The sequence below is a fragment of the Marivirga sp. genome (assembly GCF_035704835.1).
Taxonomy (GTDB): domain Bacteria; phylum Bacteroidota; class Bacteroidia; order Cytophagales; family Cyclobacteriaceae; genus Marivirga.
In genome coordinates this window covers 1-18,712 of the sequence record NZ_DASSWQ010000040.1, presented here as the reverse complement: position 1 = coordinate 18,712, position 18,712 = coordinate 1, and the positions used below count along the sequence as shown (strand labels likewise).

The 18,712-nt window shown below is 35.1% G+C and carries 16 protein-coding genes and 1 tRNA gene; 8 read left to right on the top strand and 9 right to left on the bottom strand.

All coding sequences use genetic code 11. From position 1 onward, the window contains the following. The first annotated feature begins 207 nt into the window (after positions 1-207). From VFM92_RS06020 to VFM92_RS06005, 4 genes are all read left to right on the top strand, one after another. Positions 208-1,047: a UbiA family prenyltransferase gene (locus tag VFM92_RS06020; RefSeq protein ID WP_325121292.1), complete on the top strand. Its 840-nt coding sequence runs from the start codon at positions 208-210 to the stop codon at positions 1,045-1,047. Next, positions 1,040-1,642 (top strand): class I SAM-dependent methyltransferase, encoded by a 603-nt coding sequence (locus VFM92_RS06015; RefSeq protein WP_325121291.1) that lies wholly within the window; start codon positions 1,040-1,042, stop codon positions 1,640-1,642. Before VFM92_RS06020 ends, VFM92_RS06015 begins: the two co-directional genes overlap by 8 nt. Positions 1,643-1,718: 76 nt before the next feature. Then, positions 1,719-4,532 (top strand): carbamoyl-phosphate synthase large subunit, encoded by a 2,814-nt coding sequence (carB, locus tag VFM92_RS06010; protein ID WP_325121290.1) that lies wholly within the window; start codon positions 1,719-1,721, stop codon positions 4,530-4,532. Between the two features lie 209 nt (positions 4,533-4,741). Continuing rightward, positions 4,742-4,984 carry a hypothetical protein gene (locus VFM92_RS06005; protein WP_325121289.1) on the top strand — a complete coding sequence of 81 codons (243 nt, stop codon included), beginning with the start codon at positions 4,742-4,744 and terminating at the stop codon, positions 4,982-4,984. Between the two features lie 3 nt (positions 4,985-4,987). Here the strand turns inward: VFM92_RS06005 and VFM92_RS06000 are convergent, their stop codons facing one another. From VFM92_RS06000 to VFM92_RS05965, 8 genes are all read right to left on the bottom strand, one after another. Continuing rightward, positions 4,988-5,887, bottom strand: a complete 900-nt coding sequence (locus VFM92_RS06000) for a bile acid:sodium symporter family protein (RefSeq protein ID WP_325121288.1) — start codon at positions 5,885-5,887, stop codon at positions 4,988-4,990. A gap of 170 nt (positions 5,888-6,057) precedes the next feature. After that, positions 6,058-8,922, bottom strand: coding sequence for an excinuclease ABC subunit UvrA (gene uvrA, locus VFM92_RS05995; RefSeq protein WP_325121287.1), 2,865 nt, complete (start codon positions 8,920-8,922; stop codon positions 6,058-6,060). Positions 8,923-9,467: 545 nt separating this feature from the next. After that, positions 9,468-10,274 (bottom strand): prolipoprotein diacylglyceryl transferase, encoded by an 807-nt coding sequence (gene lgt, locus VFM92_RS05990; protein ID WP_325121286.1) that lies wholly within the window; start codon positions 10,272-10,274, stop codon positions 9,468-9,470. Continuing rightward, positions 10,275-10,742 carry an Lrp/AsnC ligand binding domain-containing protein gene (locus VFM92_RS05985; RefSeq protein ID WP_013453847.1) on the bottom strand — a complete coding sequence of 156 codons (468 nt, stop codon included), beginning with the start codon at positions 10,740-10,742 and terminating at the stop codon, positions 10,275-10,277. Between the two features lie 316 nt (positions 10,743-11,058). After that, positions 11,059-11,322, bottom strand: coding sequence for a hypothetical protein (locus VFM92_RS05980; protein ID WP_325121285.1), 264 nt, complete (start codon positions 11,320-11,322; stop codon positions 11,059-11,061). A gap of 545 nt (positions 11,323-11,867) precedes the next feature. Further along, positions 11,868-14,468, bottom strand: a complete 2,601-nt coding sequence (locus VFM92_RS05975; protein WP_325121284.1) for an ATP-dependent Clp protease ATP-binding subunit — start codon at positions 14,466-14,468, stop codon at positions 11,868-11,870. Positions 14,469-14,557: 89 nt separating this feature from the next. Further along, positions 14,558-15,187 (bottom strand): WbqC family protein, encoded by a 630-nt coding sequence (locus VFM92_RS05970; RefSeq protein ID WP_325121283.1) that lies wholly within the window; start codon positions 15,185-15,187, stop codon positions 14,558-14,560. A gap of 22 nt (positions 15,188-15,209) precedes the next feature. Continuing rightward, on the bottom strand, positions 15,210-15,833 hold the full coding sequence (locus VFM92_RS05965; protein WP_325121282.1) for an L-threonylcarbamoyladenylate synthase: 624 nt from the start codon (positions 15,831-15,833) through the stop codon (positions 15,210-15,212). Positions 15,834-15,927: 94 nt separating this feature from the next. On the opposite strand from VFM92_RS05965, the gene mltG reads away from it, so the two are divergent. The 4 genes from mltG to VFM92_RS05945 all read left to right on the top strand — a co-directional run bounded on the left by mltG (position 15,928) and on the right by VFM92_RS05945 (position 18,472). Further along, the gene (gene mltG / locus VFM92_RS05960; protein ID WP_325121281.1) at positions 15,928-16,962 is read left to right on the top strand and encodes an endolytic transglycosylase MltG; all 1,035 of its coding nucleotides are present in this window, start codon (positions 15,928-15,930) and stop codon (positions 16,960-16,962) included. Continuing rightward, positions 16,962-17,378 (top strand): thioesterase family protein, encoded by a 417-nt coding sequence (locus tag VFM92_RS05955; RefSeq protein ID WP_325121280.1) that lies wholly within the window; start codon positions 16,962-16,964, stop codon positions 17,376-17,378. Before mltG ends, VFM92_RS05955 begins: the two co-directional genes overlap by 1 nt. A 67-nt stretch (positions 17,379-17,445) precedes the next feature. Beyond that, complete coding sequence (locus VFM92_RS05950; RefSeq protein ID WP_325121279.1) at positions 17,446-18,297, top strand: YihY/virulence factor BrkB family protein; 852 nt, start codon at positions 17,446-17,448, stop codon at positions 18,295-18,297. A 90-nt stretch (positions 18,298-18,387) separates the two neighbouring features. Next, positions 18,388-18,472 (top strand) — tRNA-Ser (locus VFM92_RS05945). A gap of 115 nt (positions 18,473-18,587) precedes the next feature. On the opposite strand, the gene VFM92_RS05940 is transcribed toward VFM92_RS05945, so the two are convergent. Continuing rightward, the coding region (locus VFM92_RS05940) for a transposase (protein WP_414675566.1) at positions 18,588-18,712 on the bottom strand (125 nt) is incomplete at its 5' end.

Sequence of the window (18,712 nt, the reverse complement as noted above, 5' to 3'; positions counted from 1 at the left end):
TTGGGTTTTACGAAACTTACTTACGGCTGACTAATGCAACACAGCCATCATTATTTTAACAAACCGCCCTGTACCGAACGGTACGCAGGGTGGTGTGAGAGGACGGATAGGGAAATAATCCCTATCTTCCTACTCGATTGTAGTTAAAACCTAGAATTAATTCGACAAAATGAATTAATTCTTAGATTTATTTTATTTTTGCGATAGATGTTTACAAAGTTTTACCAATACATAAGAGCCTTTAGTTTGGATGTGGTGGCAGGTGCTGTCATCAGTGCTCGCTGGATTGGTGACTATTTTGATGCCGATATTCCTTCCTCTGCCATTCTCGCATTAGGGCTCACGGTTTGGTTGATTTATACTATTGATCATTTATTAGATGCTAGAAAAATCACTTCGCAGGATGCCTTGTTTCGACACCTGATTCACTCAAAAAATGCCCCCTATATTTTTGGACTAATAACCATAGTTACTATGGTTCTTGTTTTTGTGATCCTAAACCTCAAACCATTTCTAATCTTATATGGATTTGGATTAGGCTTTGCTGTTATTTGCTATCTAGTGTTTATACATTTTATAAGAAAAAAAGTTTACTGGGGAAAAGAATGGTTTATTGCTTTAGTGTACGCAACAGGAATTTGCTTGCCAACTTATGCTTATATCCAAACCATACCACCAATTCTTATTTATTTTTGGGTTCAACTTTTTTTGTTGGCGAGTATCAATCTGATTATATTTAATATGATTGAATATAAAGTGGACAAGGAAATGGGTTTTAATTCTTTTGCAACTGTTAAAGGAGCTGATTTTTCAAGGAAAATCATTTTGTTTCTACTATTTACTTTTGTTGTGATTTGGTCTTCTTCTTTCTTATTTTTTGATGCGAAAGAATTACTCGATTATCAGGCCATATTTATTTTAATGGCTTCCGTTTTAGCTATGGTTTTGAGTAAGGAAGTAGTTTTGCGTCAAGAAGAGTGGTATAGAGTAATAGGAGATATTGTTTTTGTTCTTCCCCTTATTGAGATTATCTTTATTGATGGCTAATTTCAATCGAATAGCTCGAACTTATGATTTCTGGAAATGGATTGTATTTGGAAATCAACTTGAGAAAGCTGCCAATCATTTCTTAAATCACATCCCTTCGAAAAGCAAAATTCTTATTATAGGTGGTGGCACGGGGCAAATCTTGAAGAACTTTGATATATCCCATCAAATAAAATATCTAGAGCTTTCGTCATCAATGATTAAAAAGGCAAAATCAGTTGAGTTTGATGCAAAAATAGATTTCATACAGGCAGATGTTTTAGAATGGCATTCAGATGTGAAATTTGATTTTATTATCACCCCCTTTATTTTGGATTGTTTGACTGAAAAGCAATTGAATTTGATTTTTCCAAAACTTAAAAATTTAATGAATAAGGATGGGAAATGGATTCAAACAGATTTTTATCCTAAAACTAAAATCCAGAGATTTTTAGTGAGGATGATGTATAATTTTTTTAGGTTTACAGCAAATTTAAAAACGAATCAACTTATTGAATTTGATTTGTTTTTTAAAAAGCATAGATTTATCTGTCAAAGAAAAGCCCTTTTCTACCATAGCGTGGTAGAAAGCAAAATTTATCAAAACATTGATTGACCAACTCCTTTCGATTTCGGATTTATCATCTTAATTTTGCCCAATTTATTTAGCCCCGAAAACAAATAAAAAGCTCATGCCTAAAGACAAAAGTATTAAGTCAGTACTCATCATCGGTTCAGGTCCAATCATTATCGGACAAGCTTGCGAATTTGATTATTCTGGTTCTCAAGCTTCTCGTTCTTTACGCGAAGAAGGAATTGAAGTCACCCTTATCAATTCCAATCCTGCTACCATTATGACAGACGAGGTAACAGCCGATAATATTTATTTGAAACCGTTGACTAAAAAATCAATAATTGAAATTTTAGAAAAGCATGACATTGATGCAGTTTTGCCTACCATGGGAGGTCAAACTGCTCTGAACCTAGCTATCGAATGTGATAAAGCTGGAGTTTGGAAAAAATACAATGTAAGAATGTTAGGTGTGGATGTTGCCGCTATTGACACCACAGAAAACAGAGAATTATTCCGTTTGAAAATGATGGAATTAGGAGTAGGCGTATGCGATGGGGAAACAGCAACTTCTTTCTTACAAGGAAAAGAAATTGCTCAGAAGATTGGATTTCCATTAGTGATTCGCTCCTCATTTACTTTAGGTGGATTAGGCGGTTCTATTGTAAAAGATCCTGCGGAATTTGATAATGCTTTGAAAGATGGCTTGCATTCTTCTCCTATTCATGAAGTATTAATTGAGCAAAGTATTCTAGGATGGAAAGAATATGAACTGGAAATTCTTAGAGATAATATAGGGAACGTAATTGTCATTTGTTCTGTAGAGAACTTTGACCCAATGGGTGTTCACACAGGAGATTCAATTACAGTGGCTCCAGCTCAAACCTTGCCAGATACAGTTTATCAGGAAATGAGAAATTTGGCCATCAAAATGATAAAGGGTATTGGTAATTTTGCTGGCGGATGTAATGTTCAATTTGCTGTAAATCCTGAAAATGACGATATCATAGGAATTGAGATTAACCCAAGGGTTTCTCGTTCATCAGCCTTGGCATCTAAAGCCACAGGTTATCCGATTGCCAAAATAGCTGCTAAATTAGCAATCGGTTACAATTTGCATGAGCTTAAAAATCAGATTACTAAAACTACTTCTGCTTATTTCGAGCCTTCTTTAGATTATGTAATTGTAAAAATTCCTCGTTGGAATTTCGATAAATTCCCTGGTTCTGACAGAAGGTTAGGATTCTCGATGAAGTCTGTAGGGGAAGCCATGGGAATCGGTAGAAACTTCCAGGAAGCACTTCAAAAGGCTTGTCAATCATTAGAGATTAAAAGAAATGGATTGGGAGCTGATGGGAAAGAACTTAGAAAGCAAGACGAATTATTATACAGCTTAGAAAACCCAAGCTGGAATAGATTATTCCATATTTATGATGCCTTTAAATTGGGTATTCCTTTCAAAACGATTCAAAAGTTAACCAAGATAGACAAATGGTTCTTGGAGCAAATCGAAGAACTTTTGGTGTTGGAGAAAGAAGTGGAGAAATATTCCATCGATAATATTCCGAAGGAATTGATGATGGAGGTAAAGCAGAAGGGTTATGCTGATAGGCAAGTTGCACATTTGGTGAGATGCTTGGAAAGTGAGGTTTATAAAAAGCGTCATGAAATGGGTATCAAACGAGTTTATAAGTTGGTAGATACTTGTGCTGCAGAATTTGAGGCGCAAACTCCTTATTACTATTCTACTTTCCAGGAAGAAAATGAGTCAGTTGAAAGTGGTAAAAAGAAAGTCATTATTTTAGGTTCGGGACCAAACCGAATCGGTCAGGGAATTGAATTTGATTACTCTTGTGTGCATGGTGTACTAGCCGCAAAAGAATGTGGTTATGAAACCATCATGATTAATTGTAATCCTGAAACGGTTTCCACTGATTTTGATACAGCAGATAAGTTATATTTCGAGCCTGTTTTCTGGGAACATATTTACGACATCATTTTACATGAAAAACCGGAGGGCGTAATTGTTCAGTTAGGTGGTCAAACTGCCCTGAAATTAGCGGAGAAATTAAATCGCTATGGCATAAAAATCATTGGAACATCTTATGAAGCCTTGGATTTGGCAGAGGACAGAGGTTCGTTCTCTAAACTATTAGCTGATAATGATATTCCTTATCCTAAATTCACGGTAGTGGAAGATGCTGATAATGCTTTGGAAATGTCTAAAGATATTGGGTTCCCAATGTTAGTTAGGCCTTCTTACGTTTTAGGGGGGCAAGGGATGAAAATTGTGATTAACGAACGTGAACTGGAGGAGCATGTGGTGGATGTATTGAGAGATATTCCAGGTAATAAGGTATTGCTTGACCACTTCTTAGATGGAGCTATAGAAGCAGAAGCAGATGCGATATGCGATGGAGAAGATGTATATATCATCGGTGTAATGCAACATGTAGAACCTGCTGGTATTCATTCTGGGGATTCGTATGCTGTATTACCACCGTATAATTTGGGCGATTTCGTTTTAACACAAATCGAGACTTATACTAAAAAGATTGCGTTAGCTCTGGAAACTAAAGGCCTTATCAATATTCAGTTTGCCATTAAAAATGATATCGTTTATATCATTGAGGCAAATCCAAGAGCTTCTAGAACGGTACCATTTATTTGCAAAGCTTATCAGGAGCCATATGTAAATTATGCAACCAAAGTGATGTTAGGTGAGAAAAAAGTGAAGGATTTCAAATTTAATCCAACTCGAAAAGGATATGCAATTAAAGAACCCGTATTCTCTTTTAATAAATTCCCGAATGTAAATAAGGAATTAGGACCTGAAATGAAATCAACTGGAGAGTCCATTTATTTTATTGATGATTTGATGGATGATTATTTCCTTAAAATCGTTTCAGAACGAAACCTATATTTAAGTAGATAGTAAAACTAAATAGAGCCTATTAGGCAATTACTTGAGGAAATTTTTATACTATATTAATATTTAGTACCAAATGACTGTCGTTTGAGTTGTTGAATATCAGTTTTATAAAAACAAATTCCTGTGGTGAGTTTTGAAACTTTCGCCACAGGAATTTGTTGTTTCCAGTAGTATTAAATTAATTTTGGCAATAGCCATAAGAAACAGATATTATGTTAAAAGCATTACTTACCATCTTTTTAATTGGTTATTTTTTATATAAACTAGGAGGGTTTCTTTTTAGGTTGTTTTTAGGGAGAACTTATAAAGCAGCTCAAGAAAGGCAATACAAGCAAAATAATAAAGGAAGAACTACTAAAGATGGTATCAATATTGACCATGTACCCAATCAAAAAGGAAAAAGAACAGGAGGGAATTTCACAGGTGGTGAATACGTTGATTATGAGGAGCTTTAAAAGCTAGGCAAATACTTTTTTGTTGGACCAAAAAAATGCTAGAATTAATCCAGCTATGATATGCCATATTCCCCACCAACCGGCTATGATTGCCATTCCGCCAATACCATCGAAGAAATTAAAGATTAGAACTAATCCAAGACCAGAGTTTTGAATTCCTGTTTCAATTGAAATGGCTTTTCGCTCACTTTCTTCAAGGCCTCCCATTTTTGCCATCCAATAACCACTCAAGAAGGCTAATCCATTATGGAATAAAACGATGACGAAAATAATATGAATATACTCTATGAAATAGTTGGCATTCTTCATGAAAGCAATGACCACAAAGGCTGCAAATATCACTATTGATATAATATTAACTGGCTTTTTGATTTTTTGGGCAATCAATGGTTTATACTGTGCAAAAGTGACTCCTAAAACAACTGGTATGACTATCAAATAAATAATAGTAGAGAACATATCCCAAATATTTAGAGATATGCTGCTTTTCAATCCTTCTGCACTATCAATGAATGATGACCAAAATGCAAAACTAAATGGGGTCATGAAAATAGCTGCTGAAGTGGTTAAGGCAGTTAAGCTTACAGATAAAGCAGCATTTCCACCTGCTAATTTGCTGATGAAATTACTAATATTTCCGCCAGGGCAACAGGCAACTAAAATCATACCCAATGCCATGCTGGGTCGAGGGTCAAATATAAAAATTAATATCAACGTGATGGTGGGCAAAATCACCCACTGAGAAATTAAGCCTATAATAGAGGCTTTTGGGTTGAGAAGAACTCTTTTGAAATCCACTACTTTCAAGTCTAGCGCTACGCCAAACATGATAAAGCCCAGCAAAAAATTTAACAGCAATAAACCTTCACTATTGAAGTTAAGCGATACTTCATCCATATTCATGTGTATATGATTATTTTCAACGACCACATGGAATAGTCAAAGTTTTAAAGTGATGCTTAACAACCTTCAAAGTTTTACTTTACTTTTCCGGTTGGGAAGCTTAGGTTTGTGACTATTTCATAAAGCAATATAAAAAAATTATTCTGAGGGCAGCGAAAAAATCATTGGTTTCAACCCTCTAATTCTGTTTTCAGGAATTTCCCGGTGTAACTATTGTCTAACTTTATAAGTTTCTCTGGAGTTCCTGTAAAAACAATTGAACCACCACCAAGTCCACCTTCAGGTCCTAAGTCGATTATGTAATCAGCCACCTTGATGACATCCATATTATGTTCAATCACCAAAACAGTATTTCCCTTGTCCACTAATTTTTGCAATACCTCCAAAAGATGTTCAATATCTTGAAAATGCAATCCTGTGGTAGGCTCATCTAAAATATAGAATGTATTCCCTGTATCCTTTTTTGATAATTCAGTTGCCAATTTTACTCTTTGCGCTTCTCCACCAGATAGGGTAGTGGCATGTTGTCCTAAAGTGATATAGCCCAATCCTACTTCAGATAATGTTTGAATTTTCCTTAAGATTTTTGGTTGATTGGTAAAGAATTCAACTGCTTGCTCAACCGTCATGTCCAAAACATCCGAAATAGATTTTCCTTTGAATCGAACTTCCAATGTCTCCCTATTATACCTTTTACCTTTGCAAGTCTCGCAAGGAACATGAACATCTGGCAAGAAATCCATTTCAATCAATTTCATGCCAGCTCCTTCGCAAGTTTCGCATCTTCCACCTTTCACGTTGAAAGAGAATCTTCCGGGCTTATAACCTCTTATTTTAGCTTCAGGCAAATTGCTGAACAAAGAACGAATATCTGTAAATACTCCCGTATAAGTTGCCGGATTTGAACGTGGTGTTCTACCAATAGGAGATTGGTCCACTTCAATTACTTTATCCAAATGCTCTAAACCTTTGATGGATTGATGTTCCATTGGGTCTTTTTTGGAGCGATAAAATTTCTGATTTAAAATAGGGTAAAGCGTATCATGAATTAAGGTGGATTTTCCACTTCCTGAGACACCTGTTACACACATCATGGTACCTAAAGGAAAATCAACACTAACATTTTGCAGATTATTCCCTTTAGCTCCTTTTAGTTGTAGTTTTTTGCCATTCCCTTTTCTTCTTTCTTTAGGGATTTCAATTTTTAATTCACCTGTTAAATATTTAGCAGTCTTACTTCCTTGCTTTAGAAATTCTTCTGGAGTTCCTGCGGCTACAATCTTTCCACCATGTCGACCAGCTCCTGGTCCGATATCTAAAATGAAATCTGAAGCCAACATCATATCTTTATCGTGCTCCACCACCATCACAGTATTGCCTAAATCTCTTAAATCCTGCAAAGCAGAAATAAGTTTAGTATTATCTCTCTGATGTAAGCCGATGCTAGGTTCATCCAAGATATATAGAACACCCACTAATTGAGTTCCTATTTGAGTAGCTAATCTAATTCTCTGTGCTTCACCACCGGAAAGTGTTTTTAACGGTCTATCGAGTGATAAATAATCCAATCCAACATCCAGCATAAAACCTACTCGCTTTCGGATTTCTTTAAGCACTTCAGCCCCAATAAGATTTTGCTTTTCAGAAAGCCTTTTTTCAATATCTTCAAACCAATCTCCTAATTTGCTGATGCTCATTAATGCCAATTCAGAGATGTTTTTTCCATCTATCAAGAAATGAAGCGATTCTTTTTTTAAGCGTAGACCTTCGCAATCAGGACATTTTTGAATGACGGTATATTCTTCCAGCCAGTCCCGCATTTTGTCTGTGCCGCTTTCCTGCTGTTTCTGCAAAAATTTGATAATTCCTTCGAAACTAGTACTCCATTGGGTGCCAGGGTATTTTTTGGAGCTCACTTCTACCTTCATTTTGCTACCATAAAGCAACACATCTAAAACTTCCTCAGGAAATTTCTCGATTGGCGTAGTCAAATTGACATCGGTATTTTTTAATAAGGCATCTATTTTTTTAAAAATCCAGATGTCTCGATATTCACCCAAAGGAGCAATGCCACCTCGGCTAATACTTAATTTTGGATTTGGGATTACGGTTTCCTTAGTGATATTTTCCAGCTCTCCTAAGCCTTTGCAAGTTGGGCAAGCACCATAAGGCGAATTAAATGAAAAACTGTTTGGAGCGGGTTCATCATATGCGATTCCTGTTTCAGGATCCATCAGGTTTTGAGAGAAATGCTGTATATTACCATCTGTATCTCGCACCATCATGATACCATTTCCATGTTTCAAAGCTGTTTTGACAGATTGTGTGATGCGGTATTTATCTTTTTCATTGACTACAATTCTGTCCACCACAATTTCTATGTCGTGCGTTTTGTATCGATCCACCTGCATGCGAGCATCAATTTCCAGAATTACACCATCCACACGAGCTTTTGTAAAGCCCATTTTTCTAATCTGCTGGAAAAGCTCACGATAATGCCCTTTTCTACCTTTTACTACTGGCGCTAAAATGCTCAATTTGGCATCCGGGAATTCACTTATTAAATGCCCGATAATTTGGTCTTCCGTTTGACGCTGCATTTTCTTACCGGTTTTGTAAGAAACGGCTTCACCTGCACGGGCATAAAGCACTCGCAAAAAGTCATAAATTTCGGTAAGAGTTCCCACAGTTGAGCGTGGGTTTTTCGAGGTTGTTTTTTGTTCTATGGAAATAACAGGAGAAAGTCCGTTGATTTTGTCCACATCAGGGCGTTCCATATTGCCGATGAAAGAGCGGGCATATGCGGAAAAACTTTCCATATAACGCCTTTGACCTTCTGCATAAATGGTATCAAAAGCCAAACTTGATTTGCCACTACCGCTAATTCCAGTGACTACGACTAGCTTATCACGCGGAATTGAAATATCTATATTTTTAAGATTATGCTCCCTTGCGCCAATTACTTCGAGGTATTCTTCTTGGCTGGCCGTGGTTGCATTTTTGACTTTATGATCTGCTTCTTTCGTTAAACTCATTCTCTAATTTTATAACCTGCTAATTTACAAAATAGCATAGAGGATTGTTTGGTTTTGGGAAAGATTTATTTTGGAATGATGATTGGATGGTTTTGAGTTTAAGGGTTTACGTGCAAATATTTGCTAAGCACACGCGACACGCGTGCGCTAGCTTTCAATTTATTTAATAAATTTAATAAAATTGAATTTTAATTAAATAACAATTAGTTTTAAGAATAGGATTCATTTAGAAAATTGAAGAATGAATATGGAAGAAGAAATTAAAAAATTGAAAAAGGAAAATAGGCGATTGAAAATATCAAATGGGATAATGTTTGTTTACATTCTGTTGTCATTGATTATCATGCTTGTAAATTACTATTAAAAATGACTCATTCTAGCGCGCGTTGCGAAGCAAAACGCGTGCTTCTTAGCAAGTTTATAAAAATTATAATAATCACTTTTTCCGCTTCATCCCAAACCAAATAAACTCCGTTGGCGCACGCGTGTCGCGTGTGCCAGATACCAATACAGCTAATAATATTGAATTTTGTATTTATTTCTGTTCACTCTTTCCTCTTCACCCCAAACCAAATAAGAACAAAGCCTATTATAACATAAGGAATACTCAGCCATTGACCCATATTCAGCACCATATTGGCTTCGAATGCTGATTGATCTGCTTTCACGAATTCTATGAAAAAGCGGGCGATAAACATAAGAACCAACAATAATCCTAAAATAAATCCCTTTCCAAATTTTCGCTTTTTATCCAGCCAAAATAGAATTCCGAATATTACTAAATAGGAGAGGGCTTCATATAATTGTGCTGGGTGACGAGGTATATTATCAATTTGCTGAAAGATAAAAGCCCAACTCACATTTGTAGGATTTCCATAAATTTCTGAATTCATTAAATTACCCAAGCGAATACAAACGGCAGCTAAAGGAATTACTAAGGCAATGGTATCCAAAATCCAGAGTTTGGAGATTTTTTCTCGCCATGCGAAAATTAGAAGGGCAATGATAACGCCTACTCCTCCGCCATGACTTGCTAATCCTTGATAGCCAATAAATTCGAATGAAGGAGTAAACCTAAAGGGGAGTAAGATTTCTAATAAATGGTTTTGATAATAATCCCAATCATAAAAAATACAATGTCCTAGTCGGGCACCAATGATCGTTCCTACTACCAAATAAACTGCGAGATTATCTAGTAATTTTATATTGATATTATCTCTTTTGAAACGCCATTTCACGAATTGATAGCCTAAAACAAATCCTAACCCAAAGAGGACGGAATACCATCTTAACTGGTAAAAGCCAAAATCTATTAGAGTGCCATCAGGATTCCAGATGATATAATTAAGCATCTATTTTCTATTAAGTTGAACTTGTCTATTTATACTTTCCTCCAAAGATATAAAAGTCTCTGTTCTTTCAATTCCTTCTATGGGTTGAATAAAGTCGTGCAATATATTTTTTAAGTGATTGGTGTCACGGCAAACAATTTTCACAAACATAGAATAGGCTCCTGTGGTATAATGGCAATCCACTATTTCGGGTATTGCTTTTAAAGCGGCAACCACCTCATCATATAAAGAGCTTTTTTGCAGGTAAACTCCCAAGAAGGCAGTGACATCCAAACCTAATTTAGATAAATCCACTTGTAATTGTGAGTTTTTAATCAAGCCTAGTTTTTCCATTTTCCGCATCCTAACATGCACAGTTCCAGGTGAAACAAAGACTTCTTCTGCTACTTCAGTGAAAGGTCTACGTGCATCCTGCATCAGGATGTTTAATATGGCTAAATCGGTATTATCAAGTTGATAATTTTCCATGGCTTTGAAAGTGTGAAATTATTGATTATTTAAATATAGTAATATAAAATTACGATTACTGTATTTATTATCAAATAATATTAAATAATATTTAACTTATTGATGTTTTTATTACCTTTGAAATATCAGAAAGGCAAAAAGTGCTGGGAAGATTAAATATTGTAAGGTGATGGAATTGGCAAACATGCCCTCCTATCTCGGGGGTGGAGGTTTGGGATAAATCCCGAGTAAGCGCTATAATTTACTTCTAGTAGTTTATTGTGATTACTCGGGGCTAACTACTCCTTGGAGGTTCGAATCCTCCCCTTACAGCTAATTATCTATAAAGGTAAATTCCGTTAAAATTTGATTTGCTCATCTTGCAAGTCTGAACTCCCTGGGCAATAAAATTGAATAATATTTCCTTGGCCGTATCCATATCGCAAATCTGATAAAATATTTCTTCCTGCACTTCCAGTCTTGAAACTCTCTCCAAAGATGCAATTCCTATTTTCCATTCTTTTATTGGGGCTTTGCTTAATTCGATCTGGTTGCTGAATTTTTCGATGATGTTGGTTTTATCCACTGTAGTTGTATGCATGATTTAGTGATTTTGTCTATTGTAAAATTCGCTATAATCAGTTTTAATTCAAAATAAGAATATATTTTATCGTTTAAGTGCAATAAAAAGACTATCAGTGTGACTAATAAAAGGATGTATAAAGCAATTTACAGATGTAAGTTTTGGTGGATTTAATGGAATTATGGTTGATAGGGTAGTGGATATTTTAATCTTTGATTAAAATGGATAGATTCCTGCCTTCGCAGGAATGACGTTCTAAGGTGATAGAATGCAATGGAGCAAAGTAGGAGAGTTCTAATGAATATTATTTGTAACTATTTTGTTTCTTTTTAACCACTACAAATTATTCCGTGCGTCATTCCTGCGAAGGCAGGAATCTTTTCTTATTGAAACGAAGTTTCAATAAACTTTTTTACGGGATATATTTTCGCTTTAGTTTTTAGTCTTTGAAAACCTCCAATGGTTATTTTAATCAGAGATTAAAATCGATAGATACCCACGATCGTGGGTATGACGCCTTGATTTAAGTGATTAAATGAAAATTTAGCAAAAAAAAAAGAGGCTTAATCAGCCTCTTTTTTATTTTCTTGGTTAGTGTCCTCTTTATCTTGGTCTTTTTTACCTTTCTTATCTTCCTTTTTCTTTTTCTTCGACTTGATAAAGAGTGTTTCACTCTTCCCATCATGATCTGCAATGATGGATTCACCAACTTTTATATTTTCATTTAAGATTTCTTCCGCAACTAGATCCTCCAAATATTTTTGAATAGCTCTGTTCAATGGTCTTGCACCATATTGCTGATCATATCCTTTTTTGGATAAGAAATCTTTAGCAGCATCCGTTAAATCAATATCATAACCAAGCGACAACATTCTGTCAAAGACTTTCTTCAACGAAATATCAATGATTTTATGTAAATGCTCTCTTTCAAGGCTATTGAATACAATTACATCATCCAATCTGTTTAGGAACTCAGGACTAAATGCTTTCTTCAATGCATTCTGTATTGTTGATTTCATTACCTCATTAGAATTATCATTCTTTGCTGAGGTAGAAAATCCTATTCCTGCTCCGAAATCTTTCAAATCACGAACTCCAATATTAGAAGTCATGATGATGATAGTATTTCTGAAGTCAACCCTTCTTCCTAGTCCATCAGTTAAAATTCCATCATCCAATACTTGTAGTAATAAGTTGAATACATCTGGGTGAGCTTTTTCAATCTCATCCAAAAGAACCACTGAATAAGGTTTTCTCCTAACTTTTTCAGTTAACTGTCCACCTTCTTCATAACCAACATAGCCTGGAGGCGCTCCTACCAATCTCGATACAGAGAATTTCTCCATATATTCACTCATATCGATTCTGATGAGTGCATCTTCCTTATCGAATAAGTAAGTAGAAAGTACTTTTGCTAATTCAGTTTTACCTACACCGGTTGGACCTAAGAATACAAAAGAACCAATAGGTTTCTTAGGGTCTTTCAAACCAATTCTTGTTCTCTGAATTGCTTTTGATAGTTTACCAATGGCCTCATCCTGACCAATCACTTGTCCTTGCAAGTCAGTTGCCATTCCTTTAAGCTTAACGCTTTCATTTTGAGCAACTCTTTTGGTTGGAACACCCGTCATCATAGCGATTACTTCAGCAACATTATCTTCAGTTACAGTATATCGCTTAGCTTTGGTGTCTTCTTCCCATTTTCTTTTCTCTGTCTCTAATTCCTCAATGAGTTTTTTCTCAGTATCTCTTAATCGAGCTGCTTCTTCATATTTCTGACTTCTGACAACTTGATTTTTTTCTTTCTTGATGTCTTCAATTGAAGCTTCTAACTTCACAATTGCATCAGGAACATGAATATTATTTAAGTGAACTCTCGCGCCTGCCTCATCCATTACATCAATGGCTTTATCAGGTAAGAATCTATCTGAGATATATCTATCACTTAGTTTCACACAAGATTCAATGGCTTCATCTGTGAAATTAACATTATGATGTTCTTCGTATTTATCTTTAATATTCATTAGAATCTCCTTGGTTTCTTCCGGAGTGGTAGCGTCTACCATTACCATTTGGAAACGTCTGGCTAATGCACCATCTTTCTCAATATATTGACGATATTCATCTAAAGTTGTAGCACCAATACATTGAATTTCGCCCCTCGCTAATGCTGGTTTGAACATATTGCTGGCATCCAAAGAACCAGAAGCGCCACCTGCACCCACTATGGTGTGCAATTCATCAATGAACAAGATAACATTTGGAGATTTCTCCAACTCATTCATCACGGCTTTCATCCTCTCTTCGAATTGTCCTCTGTATTTTGTACCAGCCACTAAAGAAGCCAAATCTAAGGTTACTACTCTTTTACCAAAAAGAACTCTGGATACTTTTCTTTGCACAATTCTCAAAGCCAAACCTTCAGCAATGGCAGTTTTACCAACTCCTGGTTCACCAATTAAGATCGGATTGTTTTTCTTTCTTCTTGATAAGATTTGTGCTACTCGCTCAATTTCTTTTTCACGACCCACGATAGGATCTAACTTATCTTCTTCCGCCATTTTCGTCAAATCGCGTCCGAAGTTATCTAAAACAGGTGTCTTGGACTTTTCGGCAGTTTTAGACCCTCCTGTGCCAGAACTAGAGCCTGTCTCTCTTGAGCCACCTCCAAATATTTTTCCTGAATCCTCATCACCATCTTCAGTATCTGAAGATGCCATCGGATTTTGGGTTTGATACTCTAAAAGTTCTTTTATCACATCGTAGTTTACATCAAATTTCTCCATCACTTGAGAAGCGATATTGTCTTCATCTCTTAGTATGGATAATAATAAATGCTCTGTTCCGATTAATTGACTTTTAAATATTTTAGCTTCCAAATAAGTAATTTTCAATACTTTTTCAGATTGCTTTGTCAACGGTATATTGGCGAGATTTTTTACATTATTCGTAGCCGTTCCTCTTGTGCTTCTTTCTAATTCCCCTCGAAGTTCATCGAGCGAAACGCCAAGCTTTTTCAAGAGACTGATTGCTACACCTTCTCCTTCTCTTACCATTCCTAATAGTAAGTGCTCTGTACCAATATAGTCATGGCCTAATCTAAGTGCCTCTTCACGGCTCAAAGAAATTACCTCTTTAACTCTGTTTGAAAATTTTGCTTCCATATGCTTGCTGCTCGATATTCTAACTTATGTCCTAAGACATATTTAAATGTAACTATTATAAAAACTAAATAAAAAACCTAAGGTTTAATTTATTTATAATTTGACTGATGAATGATAATTTTTGAATTCGGACCTTCATTCATTAACAAATCTATTACGCTTAAGTTCGATTCAAAATTGTTGCCAAAACTCTGACCATAAGCTGTAGGTTTGTAAAATGTTTCTAGATATTCAGGTTTTTTAGGGTGTATTAACGATCTGGCATCCACTACGTTTCCCGAAACTTTTTTTTCATAACTGCCGCTTTCGGTAATTTTTATTTTTTTATCTGTTATTTTCAGACAGATTGTCAGTAAATCTAAGTTTAAGTCCCAGAGAAATTCATATTCCTTATCATAAACAGGTTTGAATTCATCAGCAAAAAATTCAAAAAATGGTGATTTACCGTAGCAAGTCTGGATGCTTCGCCAGTGCTTTTTACTCCAATTTTGGCTATTATCTATTTTTATATCTTTTGATTTTATTTTTTTATTAGCTCCTTGAAGCGGGACAGTCAAAATCTCAATCTGCTGAGATGATAACAAATGACATCTGTTTCTGTACGTTTGCTTCTCAAAAAATTCATTTGCTTCCAAAATCAATTCCTCTTTTCCCTCAAGACATGAAAAAAATGCTACTGAAGGTAGATACTGTAATTCTATTAAAATGGATTTATGCATTTAAGAAATAATTCCTAGAAATTTATAAAATGATTTGACCCAGTCCTTCTCTAACGATTTCCGCAGGCTCTTTAGTGCAATCTATAACGGTAGAAGGATTATTGTTTCCGTATCCTCCGTCAATTACTACATCCACCAAGTTTTTAAAGGATTCATAGATTTCCTCAGGGTCAGTTGGATACTCCACTATATCATCATTATCTTTAATTGAAGTCGTGATAAGTGGATTTCCCAACCCTTTTACTAAAGCAATAGGAATATTATTGTTCGGAATTCTTATACCTACCGTTTTTTTATTGGCATTTACAATTTTTGGGACATTGCTATTCGCTGGTAAAATGAATGTAAAGGGTCCAGGTAAATTTTTCTTCATCAACTTAAAAGTAGGAGTCGAAAGATTTTTCACATAATCTGAAATATGACTCATATCTTCACAAATGAAAGATAAATTGATTTTTCCTGGTTTAATTCCTTTTACCCAACACAATTTATCAATGGCTTTTCGGTTGGTTAAATCGCAACCTAACCCATAAATCGTATCGGTTGGATAAATTATAACACCACCATCCTTTAAAATGTCAACGATTTGTTGGATTTTCCTCGGGTCAGGATTTTCTTCGAATAATTTGATAAATTCAGCTGCCATATACAATATTAATCAATTTGAAATTAATTAGAATAGTTCAAGCCCAAACAAAATCCTTAAATTTGCATTTTAAATTAAGTCAATAGTAAAGTATATGAAGACAAATAAATTTTTAATTGGTTTCGTGGTTGTGTTTTCCATCCTGATAACTTCTTTCGTTTTCTATTTTTATCAGGTTTTTTTCTCTGAAAATATTTTGGTAGAAAAAGGAGATGAAGTGATTTTGATAGAGGAGGACATGGATTTTCAGGATTTGCAAGATATAGTGTACGATAGGGGAATTGTAAATGATATGTTATCATTCAGTTTTGTAGCAAAGCTTTTGGATTATCAAGAAAACATGAAACCTGGCCTGTACCTGATGAAAAAAGACATGACTAATCTTCAAGCAGTTAGAATGTTGCGAGCAGGAGAACAAATACCAACTACCACCACTTTTAATAATGTTCGCTTAAAACCAGATTTGGCTGGAAAAATTACGGATAATTTGCAAGCTGATTCAGTTGAATTTCTGAGGCTTTTGAATAATGACTCTTTGATTAGTGCTTATGGATTTACACAAGAGAATATTCTAAGTATGTTTATTCCGAATACTTATGAAGTGTATTACACCATTTCTGAACAAAAATTATTTGATAAAATGTATGCCGAATATCAAAGATTCTGGAATGATGAGAGAAAACAAAAAGCAAAAGCGCTGGGGCTTTCACCAAAAGAAGTGAGTGCTTTGGCTTCCATTGTGCAAGCAGAAAGTGTTCAATCAGATGAGCGGCCAAAAATTGCTGAGGTTTATCTGAATAGGTTGGAAAGAAACATGAGGTTACAGGCAGATCCTGCCTTAGTGTATGCGGTTGGTGATTTCACTATCAAAAGAGTATTGAATGTTCATAAAGAGGTAGATTCTCCTTACAATTTATATAAATACAAGGGATTACCTCCAGGTCCTATCAACTTACCTGAAATTGAATCCATAGATGCAGTTTTAAATCCTGATGAGCACAATTACATCTATTTTTGTGCAAAGCCAGATTTTTCAGGATATCATGCTTTTGCCACAAATTTGAGACAACATAATATCAATGCAAGAGCATATCAAAATGCTTTGAACCGCTCAAATATTTACAAATAATGTATCAATTTGAACATAAAATGCGGGTTCGCTATGCAGAAACCGATCAAATGGGTTACGTTTACTATGGGAACTATGCCACTTATTTTGAAGTCGCAAGGGCGGAATCAATCCGTAGCTTAGGATTAACCTACAGGGAAATTGAAGAAGCAGGTGTAATAATGCCGGTGTTGGAAAATTATTCGAAGTACTTGCGACCCGCTCGTTATGATGATGAACTGACTATTAAACTATTCATACCTAAATTTCCAGATACTAGAATTCGATATGAATATGAGGTTTTTAAAGATGATAAATTAATACATAAAGGATTTACGGTTTTGGTTTTTGTAGATAGAAATACAGGGAAACCTTGTCATATGCCTGAAATTTTAGTTAAAATTATGAGTTCTTTTTTCGATTCGAATGAAGTTTAAGCATTTAAGAATCATACTGTCAATTGGCTATTTGAGAAGTATTATACACTTCTTAAAAAGAAAGCGCTTGAAAAGGAGTGGAGTTTCTTATTTCGATCTAATCAAGATTTTTATTGATGAATTAAGTGATCATAATTTAATGGAGAGAGCAAATAATGTAGCTTTTCAATTTACCCTAGCTATATTTCCTGCTATCATATTTTTGTTTACTCTTATCCCTGAACTTCCGATAGCCAATTTGACAGAAGAAGTAATGGATTTATTGCAAGAAACTATGCCACCTTCTATTTATCAAGAAGCGGAATCCACCATTCTTGATATTCTATCAAAATCAAGAGGAGGATTGTTGTCTATTGGGTTTATTTTCGCACTTTATTTTGCAACTAATGGCACCAGTGCTTTAATGTCGGCTTTTAACCAAACTTTTCGCACCAAAGACAGAAGAGGGTTTTTGAAAGCGAAAGCAATAGCTATTGGACTTACATTTTTATTGGCCTTTGTTTTATTTCTTTCGATAGTCTTATTAATTGTAGCGCAGCAAATGATTTATTTTTTGGAGGATTTTGGAATTATTAGTGATAAATTTGAAGTATATATATTTATTGGCTTGAGGTTTCTGGCTATATTCTTTTTGTTTCAAATTGCAATTTCAGTGATTTATTATTGGGCACCAGCCATTCACAAAAGGTGGCATTTTTTCAATCCAGGGTCTATTTTGGCTACTTTTTTATGCTTAGCGGCTTCTTTTGGCTTTTCTTATTATATCAATAATTTCGGAACCTACAATAAGCTCTATGGTTCAATTGGCGCCTTAATAGCCATTATGATTTGGTTCTCATTTTTATCATTATTTCTAATTGTAGGGCTTCAGTTGAATGTGAGTTTGGAAAAGGCAAAGAAGAATAAAATTAAAGCATAATAATATTTTTTTATAATTCCGTTTGCGAGGAAAATATTTTCACCTACATTTGCAATCCGATTTGAATACATCAAATCATTTTAATGATTTAGAGGCGTGGCAGAGTGGTCGATCGCGTTGGTCTTGAAAACCAATGTACCGCGAGGTACCGGGGGTTCGAATCCCTCCGCCTCTGCATAGTTAGCCCGTAATTACTTTGATTATCAAGTAGTTACGGGTTTTTTTATTCTAAAAAAGTCAAATAAAAGTCAAATACAGGATCAATCTGAAAATCTGGGGAGAAGTATTTTTCAAGCATATATTTTAGAGAGTCTGTAAAGGAAAAAGGATACGTTTTTCACACCTCTGAATTGGGAGCGAAAAGCTTTTATCTTGGCATTGAATGATTCAGCTGCTGCATTGGTGCTTCTTCTTT

Coding starts and splice junctions, on each gene's coding strand:
- mltG (WP_325121281.1), top strand. CDS start 15,928: ATGAAGACAAATAAATTTTTAATTGGTTTCGTGGTTGTGTTTTCCATC.
- VFM92_RS06020 (WP_325121292.1), top strand. CDS start 208: ATGTTTACAAAGTTTTACCAATACATAAGAGCCTTTAGTTTGGATGTG.
- lgt (WP_325121286.1), bottom strand. CDS start 10,274: ATGCTTAATTATATCATCTGGAATCCTGATGGCACTCTAATAGATTTT.
- VFM92_RS05980 (WP_325121285.1), bottom strand. CDS start 11,322: ATGCATACAACTACAGTGGATAAAACCAACATCATCGAAAAATTCAGC.
- VFM92_RS05965 (WP_325121282.1), bottom strand. CDS start 15,833: ATGGCAGCTGAATTTATCAAATTATTCGAAGAAAATCCTGACCCGAGG.
- VFM92_RS06005 (WP_325121289.1), top strand. CDS start 4,742: ATGTTAAAAGCATTACTTACCATCTTTTTAATTGGTTATTTTTTATAT.
- uvrA (WP_325121287.1), bottom strand. CDS start 8,922: ATGAGTTTAACGAAAGAAGCAGATCATAAAGTCAAAAATGCAACCACG.
- VFM92_RS06000 (WP_325121288.1), bottom strand. CDS start 5,887: ATGAATATGGATGAAGTATCGCTTAACTTCAATAGTGAAGGTTTATTG.
- VFM92_RS05975 (WP_325121284.1), bottom strand. CDS start 14,468: ATGGAAGCAAAATTTTCAAACAGAGTTAAAGAGGTAATTTCTTTGAGC.
- VFM92_RS05985 (WP_013453847.1), bottom strand. CDS start 10,742: ATGGAAAATTATCAACTTGATAATACCGATTTAGCCATATTAAACATC.
- VFM92_RS05970 (WP_325121283.1), bottom strand. CDS start 15,187: ATGCATAAATCCATTTTAATAGAATTACAGTATCTACCTTCAGTAGCA.
- VFM92_RS05955 (WP_325121280.1), top strand. CDS start 16,962: ATGTATCAATTTGAACATAAAATGCGGGTTCGCTATGCAGAAACCGAT.
- carB (WP_325121290.1), top strand. CDS start 1,719: ATGCCTAAAGACAAAAGTATTAAGTCAGTACTCATCATCGGTTCAGGT.
- VFM92_RS06015 (WP_325121291.1), top strand. CDS start 1,040: ATGGCTAATTTCAATCGAATAGCTCGAACTTATGATTTCTGGAAATGG.